Origin of the sequence: Klebsiella sp. GG_Kp146 (assembly GCF_040061975.1) — a bacterium.
Classification (GTDB): domain Bacteria; phylum Pseudomonadota; class Gammaproteobacteria; order Enterobacterales; family Enterobacteriaceae; genus Klebsiella; species Klebsiella quasipneumoniae.
The window spans coordinates 161658-169703 of sequence record NZ_JBEAHA010000009.1; the positions used below are offsets into that span (position 1 = coordinate 161658).

The following is an 8046-nucleotide window of genomic DNA, read 5'->3' on the forward strand; positions in this document are numbered from 1 at the left end:
CCTGAACCAATCAGGCTAACAGGCATTATGATTCAAATGAATACAATTTTTATTTATGCTTCAGACTCAGCAATTTTAAATTCCACAGAAATAATCGAAACAAATTAACTGAAACATGGGAACCTTTTCATGAACAATTAACAGTTAATCCCCCCAGTAAGGAACGAAAAAAAAGTCAAAGTCATAGACTCCGTTGAGCACTATTAGCGGAGTTCCGAATCATAGCAATTCTGAAAGCAAATTAATTACACTTCCATATATAAATCAATAACATAAAGACAAGTGACAGTTAAGAAATCTCCAATCCAAGAGGAATAGCGAATAAAAACTCAGCATGAGCCTTTTTTTCCGTTTATTTCAATTCAGGCAGGACCAATGACGGCAGGTTTGATCCGTTCCTGAAAACCAGCATTGATGAGATTCTCCCTTAATTCTTTTAAGCATGATTGTGGTACAGCCAGCCAAAACAAGTTCTTTGCCCTAGTGATTGCGACATAGCCGATACGTCCCTCTTCATCACCTGTACCTGAAAGAAGCGCTTTGATATTGGCTTTCTTGGCCACATACATAACTGCGTCGATAGATTCCCCCTTAACCTGGTGAACCGTCTCGACTCTAAGCCCATGTCGTTGAGTCGAAACTGCACTGGCCAGTGGCTGATCCAATAATAATTTTTTTGTGAGTTTAGTCCCCACCTTTCCAGCAACTTTATATCCGTAGTGTTTTTCAATCTCTGCGAGAAGCACTCTGACATTCGTTAATAGCCTGGAGTGCCAGTCTGTTTTCGCGATTAGGGCTGATGAGGGGAGTCCTACATCCGCGCTGCGACTGAAACACCATAGCAGCCGCTTAAGTTCTTTCATCTCGTCATCATATGTTAACTCCTGAAGTCTGGAACTGAGTCCATGAGGTACACCCTCCAGTAAGTTAATGATAGCCCGGCAGACCAATTTAAAGCATCCATGATAGTCACTATGCTGATCCCTTAAAAGCGATGCCTCTGCTAGCACCTTGACTATACCTTGTCCTGGCGGAGGTGTTTTTCCCGCGATTACTGTGACTCTGTCTGCGCCCCGGCAGAGGATAACTGAATCGTGATATTGTATGCCTAACTCATCAATATGGGTCTTGAAGGCGTCAGTTAATTTTGAAAGTTCTGAATCCTTATATCCAATGAAATATGCTCCGCCTTGCTCCTCCAGTCGGTCTGGTTCGTCATGACGCCCGCAAAGAACGTTGGCGATATTTATGATTGGAGGCAGGGAACGATAATTGCGAGTGAGTTTGTAGCCGATCACCTCTGCACGAGCCTCATAGCTATTCAGGAACTCACCGTCAGCACCAGCGAAGCCATAAATCCCCTGATTAACATCCCCGATAAGTGAAACCTGAACCCCTGCGGCAATGAGTAGCTTTAAGATTTCCTTATGAAGTGTTCCCAAATCCTGAGACTCATCGACAAGTATTTGCGGATAGCGGGCTGCTAGCGCCCTCAACACTGCAGGTTGAGAATCCAGGGTCCTATACACCCAGTACCGACCAATCTCATGAGTATAAGCCCCTAAACGTCCCAGATCATGAATGATCTTTAAAACCTTAACTTTATCAAGAAGTTCAGGGGAATTTCTTGTATCAGAATAAAAAACGAAATCCCCATCCCGTATGATTAATTTTATGTCTTTTAATGGCAGGGGAGGATGACCTTCACACCAATATTTAAACCTAGCAAGAAAAGGTTCCGAACCTGACACCAGGTATGCAGCCTGAGACGCAGCCATAGTCCTGTAGGCATGGGGACGTAAAACATGTTTGGTAAAAAACCCGTCAAGTGTATCGACTTCCACTCTTCTACGATTTGCATCGTCCGGTAGGTTAGCTGCGAGTTCCGCATATCCTGCATTGAAGGTATTGACAGCGACATTGGAGAAAGACAGCAGCACAACGCGACCGCGACTGTTCTGCATTTTCTGGCGAATGGCGATCAGGCGCCGAATGGCTGTCGCTGTCTTCCCGCTTCCTGCACACGCAGTGACAGCAATTGGCCCTAACGGCGCTTCAATAATATCTATCTGTTCCTTTGATAGTTTCACGGCTTGACCACTCCCTTACAGACATGCTGAATAGCTCTTTTGAGGTAATCCGGAACTTCAAGATCATTTTCTTTCGAAATCTGTTCCGCTAATGCTTGGGCGAACCGACCTTTCTGAATATTGCCGTTGCCTTTTCGCTCAAACATACCGCAGAACAACGCTTTAGTTTTTGCGGTATTATCTGGCTGGGCATCAACTATCTTACGCAGAGCTTGAGATATTTTTGGATGTGGATCGGCTAATGCAGTAAGCATTAGGTCACGGTTCGCCTCAATGAGTGCCAGATCATATTCTAAGGTTTTCAATCCATGAAAAATCTTAACGAAATCATCCTCAAGATTTTTCATTTTGATGGTATTTGCCGACAACCGTACCTGATCTCCTAACGCAGGGTACACCTCTTTCCTTTTTACTTTGTTCTTTTTCCTAGCATTGCCAGCAGGTTCTTCATCGTCAGGAGCGTCTATTTCTTCCTCGAAGGCAGCTTCAGAAAGTAAGTCGTCAATTTCCTCTTCAGCCTGTTCTCCCTCAACCACATCTTCAACTTCTACTTCAAATGGATCTGCATCGGTGACTACTGCGACGGGGATTCGCAGCCCATTCTCTCCAAAAAGCGGGAGAAAGGAGTCAAAATTAAGTCCCTCAACACTAATCAGACTGACCCCATATTGCCTGAGATCAAAGTTCATCTTCTTAGCAAGCGCGTCAATCAACATGAGTTCTGCTGCGCCCTCAACAAAAATCACCCGGCGTGCAAAAAACAGTTCGGCCCTAGTTACGTCCAGATACCGCTCTAGCTTTTCACGTTTTCCCTTCTCAAATTTGATATCACGTGGGAAGAAGGTCTCGACGCCACCTTCGTTCTCGATCAAGCATACAAGAGAGTCCAGCTTAGAATTACTGGCAAAATTTGGGGAATGGCTGGTGACAAATAATTGTACAGTTTTTTCGCCTTCACCCGCTGGAATCCCTGCAAGGTAGTGCAACAATACGCGCTGCAGTTGAGGATGCAAATGCGCTTCAGGTTCCTCAATAATCAACCCCCTGAATGCAGAATCAGTATTTTTAGCCAATTCACTGAGTACTACCGCCATGAAGATCAGATTGTTGAAGCCCAATCCATTCTTCTCAATCTCCATGGCCTCAGCCGTCAGGGTCAATCGGGAAGATAGACGCTGAAAATCAGTCACGCTGAGCCCGACGGCAAGCTCCTGCGCTAACTGAGCCCCCATCATGGAATCATGTCTGGATGATATCGCGTCATGAGTACTCTGAATGGATTTGTCTTGTTTAAGTGTTTCGTCAAGTTGCTTCAAAGCCGCATTTATCGCGTCACGACCAGCATCATCGGTGAGCAGATGGAGTAATCGAGCCAGTTGACTGTTACGATTTGGTCGAAGGCCCTGTGCTGCATCGCGGAGAGGTGGGAGATAGACCCCCCGAAGGTTCTCCATCATATCTGAGGTAAGCGAAACTTCTGGATGATCACCACACCAGCGCCGGACTTTGAATCGTCCCGTCTTATCCATATCGGTATACTGGACATGAATGTGCGCCTCCATGTCCTTGTCCCCATTTGGCTTGAGAGCAGCTATAAAGTCAGCTTCATCTTCAAGGTTAAGATCTCGGAAGATAAAATGAAAACTGATATCACCAGTTGGCTCGCCCTCATATGGCCGGTGCCTATCAGAACTATCGAGGCGAGGATAAATCTCATCATGACCTGCAAGAAGCGTCCGGAGTGCATCGATTACTGCACTTTTCCCTACATTGTTTGGGCCGACCAGAACATTTAAACCGGGTTGAAATTTCAGCGTGGCTTCACGCAATTTACGAAAATTCTTTATCGTAAGCTCTGCAAGATACATAAAGGCCCCTATCCTATAATGCTTTTCTAAATAATAAATAACGCAAAGTATGAAATCCTTACAACTTGAATGACAAACAGATTACAAGCCAAATTATGATTTTTGAGTTACTGTCATCTTATCACTACGTGCATTAGTGAATAAGCACACATTCTTTGACCTGCGTCCAATTTTTTGAGATACAATTTTATATAGAAAGGTCTGACCCTTTGCACGAAGCAGACTGGACTGATCCCATGCCCGTTGACAGATTCTGTCCTCACGACGAGGCCTGTTCGAAGGCCTCCGGACTGACGCCGCCGAGATGATTGTGGCGGCGGGCCCGGTTGTAAAACACTTCAATGTAATCGAAGATAAATAAAGTTTGCGTTGTTTAAAATAGATTGTCCTGCCGTTTGTATGCAGCAAGCATCTGCCGCGCCCAAGCCTTGTGTCCCGACTTTATTGGGCCTGTTGGGTTGCCGTCGAGATCAAATCGCTGTTCCCCTTGAGCTACGGTCGCCAGATATTTTATGCCGTGGCAATAGTCCGCAAGGCTATTTGATAATTGTTCCACAAGGTCTGCCAGACCACGCCGCGCCAGATCTTCCCGTAGGTCAGCATCAATCCCTATTTTAAGCGGCTTGCGGGGGCTGAAAAGTGACGGCCACAAGATACGCAGGAACGTGCGTCCGCGTTTCTTTCGGAATGTCTCGCTGTCCAGCAGCTGCTCGGCGGTCATTGACTGATAAATGTTGAACTGAACTTGTGGTGCCCCCTTTAGGGCGGTCCGCTTCTTTCGTCGCGCATCCAGTGCTGCCCACTTCTTATGGGCAGAGTGGCGGTAGTATTCGCTACGCTTTCCCATAAAAGCCCTCGCAGCGCTCCACTAGGTTCGTGAAGTTAACCGGCTTCATAGGCGGGCCCATCTTCGCGCCGTTGATGAGCAGCAGATCAGCGTCACTCTCCAGCAGCTCGGGGACAAACCATATTTGCAGTGTTGCCGGATCGGTATCACATACCTGACCCGTGGGAAGACACCAGTAAAGAAAACCGCCCCAAAGGGTGATGAATACTGTCTCTGTGCCTGCTCTGTAAAAAGTTTTAATCTGCCTTACGTCACTGGTCGCGACTACTTTCTGTCTATCACGGATGTTAAGCAATATATCATGAACATCTTCCCATCGTCCCTCAACGCAGAGACTGTTCGGGGTTTCATGATAACCAAACCGAAGCGTACCATCTGACTGACACTGCTGCTTCCATTCACCAGCCTCACCAAGTTTGATAAACTGAATTGCTGTTGGAATGATTTTTTCCATAATGTTCCGCTGTGGTTTGGGTATCTGCTGATATAAAACAGGAAATGTACAGGTAGTTCAATGCAAACTGGCGATTCGTCATGGGAGGGGCTATGTAGACTACAACACTCTATGTTATCGAAAATGGCATCGTTCTCAGACATTGTATCCACTCGATGCTGTAACATTTTAAGGAATTACTCCAGACTACAGATTCGGATATCTACCGGGATGTTGAAGAATATCAACCTGTGAATGATGAGTGTTGTGATCTTGAAGTTGCATTAGCAGGTCTTGATACGTAAGCGTACAGCGTGAGCCGTATTGACGGGGATATGTTATTCAGTTGGCAGTGTGATACGCCAGGGTAGCAGTTCGCTGACCCGGTTGACTGGCCAGTCGGCTATGACGTCAAGCACATAACGGAGATAGCCTTCTGGATCCACGCTGTTCAGTTTGCACGTCCCGATCAGGCTGTACAGCAGAGCTCCCCGCTCACCACCATGGTCAGAGCCGAAGAACAGGAATTTTTTACGACCCAGACTGACCATCCGCAAGGCATTTTCAGCGATATTATTGTCTGCTTCAGCCCAGCCATAGTCGGCATAGTACGTCAGGGCCGGCCACTGGTTCAGGGCGTATGCGAACGCCTTCGCCAGCTCTGAGTGCCGCGACAGCGTTTTCATCTTTTCACGCAGCCAGCTTTCCAGGGATTTCAGTCGCGGTTTAGCTTTCTGCTGACGTTCGCCAAGGCGCTGTTCTGCTGGCATTCCCCGTAGTTCAGCCTCGATGGCATACAGTTCGGCTATACGTTTCAGGGCTTCCTCCGTCAGCGCCGATGGCGTGCGAACGTGCACATCGTGGATCTTGCGGCGGGCATGAGCCCAGCAGGCGGCTTCCGTTATCCGGCCATTGCGGTACAGCTCGTTGAACCCGGCGTACGCATCCGCCTGCAGCACACCGCTGAAGCCGGCAAGATGGGTCTGCGGATGGATGCCTTTTCTGTCCGGGCTGTAAGCGAACCACACGGCAGGTGCCAGCTCTGACCCGGCGTTGCGGTCATCACGAACATATGTCCACAACCGACCGGTCTTCGTCTTCTTATTACCGGGCAACAGCACCGGGACGGGCGTGTCATCGGCGTGGAGCTTGCCGTCAGTCAGCACATAGTTCCGAAGCGCCTCTTCCAGCGGTGACAGCAGCCGGCAACATGCATCCACCCAGCCCGACAGCAGTGAGCGACTCAGCTCCATAGTCCCGAATCAGTGCGATGCTGTCCAGAATACGCGTGACCTGAACACCTGAAATACCGAAAGCAGCGGCGATCGTCAGACACTCCTTCGTGAAATCATCCACGCAGGTCAGGCACTTGATCCTGCGACCGTTGGTCAGTGCATCCATAATGAAATCCATCGACCATGTCAGGTTCGGCGCATCCGGCCGGAGAAGCGGAAACCGCTCAGTCGCCAGTCCTTTAAGGTGGTAAATACGGTAGATAGGTAGCAGAGGGATAGCGTTCTAAATCAAACAAAGCAGAGGCATCGTTCAGAAGCCTTCGTGCGTTAGATGATGTAGCATTCATGCCTTCTACAATTTTCTCAACGGCAAGTGTATTTTTTCCATTGCTCTAGCTTTTTTGCCATAACGTTTGCTCGCGTTAAAAATTTCATCAATCTTAGGACACATCATTCCTGCTGAAAAGCTAGATGCTCTACCCCTAAATTACATTACTGATATATATCATCTGAATCTGTAAGTATCCCTGCAAAACGAACCATCAATTTTTAGAGGACCTCTGGCACTCCAGATTCAGCTCTTGGCACACAGCAGACAAACACGTGACGCTGAAGGTCTGCTGTGAGCGAGGAGCGGACATTAGACGGCCTTAACTGAAAGTTATATGACCATATTGAACGTCGGTGGCAGGCGCTGCATGACAGCCATAACCCGAAATAACCATTGCCAGACAATGTGAAAACTGTATACAGTAGGCTCGTCACATTATGAAAAGGGTCAGTCTGTTGCCAAAAGGAAAACATAGCTTTAAAAAGGTTGCTGTATTATGACCAACTATTTAGTTATGTAGTGCTGTTTATGATTTTACTTACACATTGAGATGAAGTGTAAGAAATCATGCTCAATATTCGTGATTAAGGACACTGCCAATGCAAAATCATAAAAGTTCGGTAGAGGAATATATTCAACAAAACATCTTTTCAAGGACTGGCGAAAATTTTTTTGACTTCTCATTTGAAGAAGACTACCTGTACCAGCAATTAGATTTCATTGGGAAGAACTTGTGCCTTAAATATGTAGGCATTTATTCGTGTTTTTACTTAATTGATAGTTTTCAAGCTCAGGCAGGTGCTATTCATAAACATCAGTGCGTATTAGTTTACAAAGGTATGTTGGAACTAATCTTTCGTACTTCAGCCATGATGTTAGGAGCAGAGCGTCGCCAGAATGAACCTAATGAAATGTTTTACGAACCTTGGCGCGACAATGTGCATCTATGGGTAAATGGGGGTGAATTCGAGTGGGCGAATGATCAATATTGGTGGATTCATGATCAAACACATAGAAAAGCATTTGATATGTTAGTGGAAGCAATGTTTGTATTTCTTGTTTTGCATGAAATAGGACATATTCATAATTTACATGGGGATAGGCGAAATGATGATGCTAAAGAAAATCCCTCATTCATCGATCACATCATTTTCATTCATAAGGCTGTTGGAGATACTGAAGCAGTAGAAGCAGTAGAAGCAGTAGAAGCAGTAGAAGCAGTAGAAGCAGTAGAAGCAGTAG

General features: G+C 46.5%; 5 protein-coding genes and 3 pseudogenes. 1 reads left to right on the forward strand and 7 read right to left on the reverse strand.

What is annotated here, in order from left to right:
• Positions 1-362: 362 nt before the first annotated feature.
• From ABLU95_RS11350 to ABLU95_RS11380, 7 genes and pseudogenes are all read right to left on the reverse strand, one after another.
• Positions 363-2090 (reverse strand): ATP-dependent helicase, encoded by a 1728-nt coding sequence (locus tag ABLU95_RS11350; protein WP_335272424.1) that lies wholly within the window; start codon positions 2088-2090, stop codon positions 363-365.
• On the reverse strand, positions 2087-3958 hold the full coding sequence (locus ABLU95_RS11355) for an AAA family ATPase (protein ID WP_335272423.1): 1872 nt from the start codon (positions 3956-3958) through the stop codon (positions 2087-2089). The genes ABLU95_RS11350 and ABLU95_RS11355 overlap by 4 nt, the downstream gene beginning before the upstream one ends.
• Positions 3959-4217: 259 nt before the next feature.
• Positions 4218-4313, reverse strand: a pseudogene (locus ABLU95_RS11360) (IS3 family transposase); the annotation flags it as partial.
• Between the two features lie 18 nt (positions 4314-4331).
• Positions 4332-4805, reverse strand: a complete 474-nt coding sequence (locus ABLU95_RS11365; protein ID WP_348879586.1) for a ProQ/FinO family protein — start codon at positions 4803-4805, stop codon at positions 4332-4334.
• A complete protein-coding gene (locus tag ABLU95_RS11370; protein ID WP_335272421.1) occupies positions 4792-5259 on the reverse strand; it encodes a hypothetical protein in 468 nt (155 codons plus the stop codon). The genes ABLU95_RS11365 and ABLU95_RS11370 overlap by 14 nt, the downstream gene beginning before the upstream one ends.
• Positions 5260-5576: 317 nt before the next feature.
• A pseudogene (locus ABLU95_RS11375) lies at positions 5577-6491 on the reverse strand (IS66 family transposase); the annotation flags it as partial.
• Between the two features lie 10 nt (positions 6492-6501).
• Positions 6502-6714, reverse strand: a pseudogene (locus ABLU95_RS11380) (DDE-type integrase/transposase/recombinase); the annotation flags it as partial.
• Between the two features lie 689 nt (positions 6715-7403).
• Between ABLU95_RS11380 and ABLU95_RS11385 the strand changes: the two are divergent.
• Positions 7404-8046 (forward strand): hypothetical protein (locus tag ABLU95_RS11385; protein ID WP_335807710.1); only part of this gene is annotated, 643 nt, incomplete at its 3' end.

Bases quoted from the DNA above. Each gene is read 5' to 3' on its own strand.
- ABLU95_RS11355 (WP_335272423.1), bottom strand. From the start codon at position 3,958: ATGTATCTTGCAGAGCTTACGATAAAGAATTTTCGTAAATTGCGTGAA.
- ABLU95_RS11365 (WP_348879586.1), bottom strand. From the start codon at position 4,805: ATGGGAAAGCGTAGCGAATACTACCGCCACTCTGCCCATAAGAAGTGG.
- ABLU95_RS11370 (WP_335272421.1), bottom strand. From the start codon at position 5,259: ATGGAAAAAATCATTCCAACAGCAATTCAGTTTATCAAACTTGGTGAG.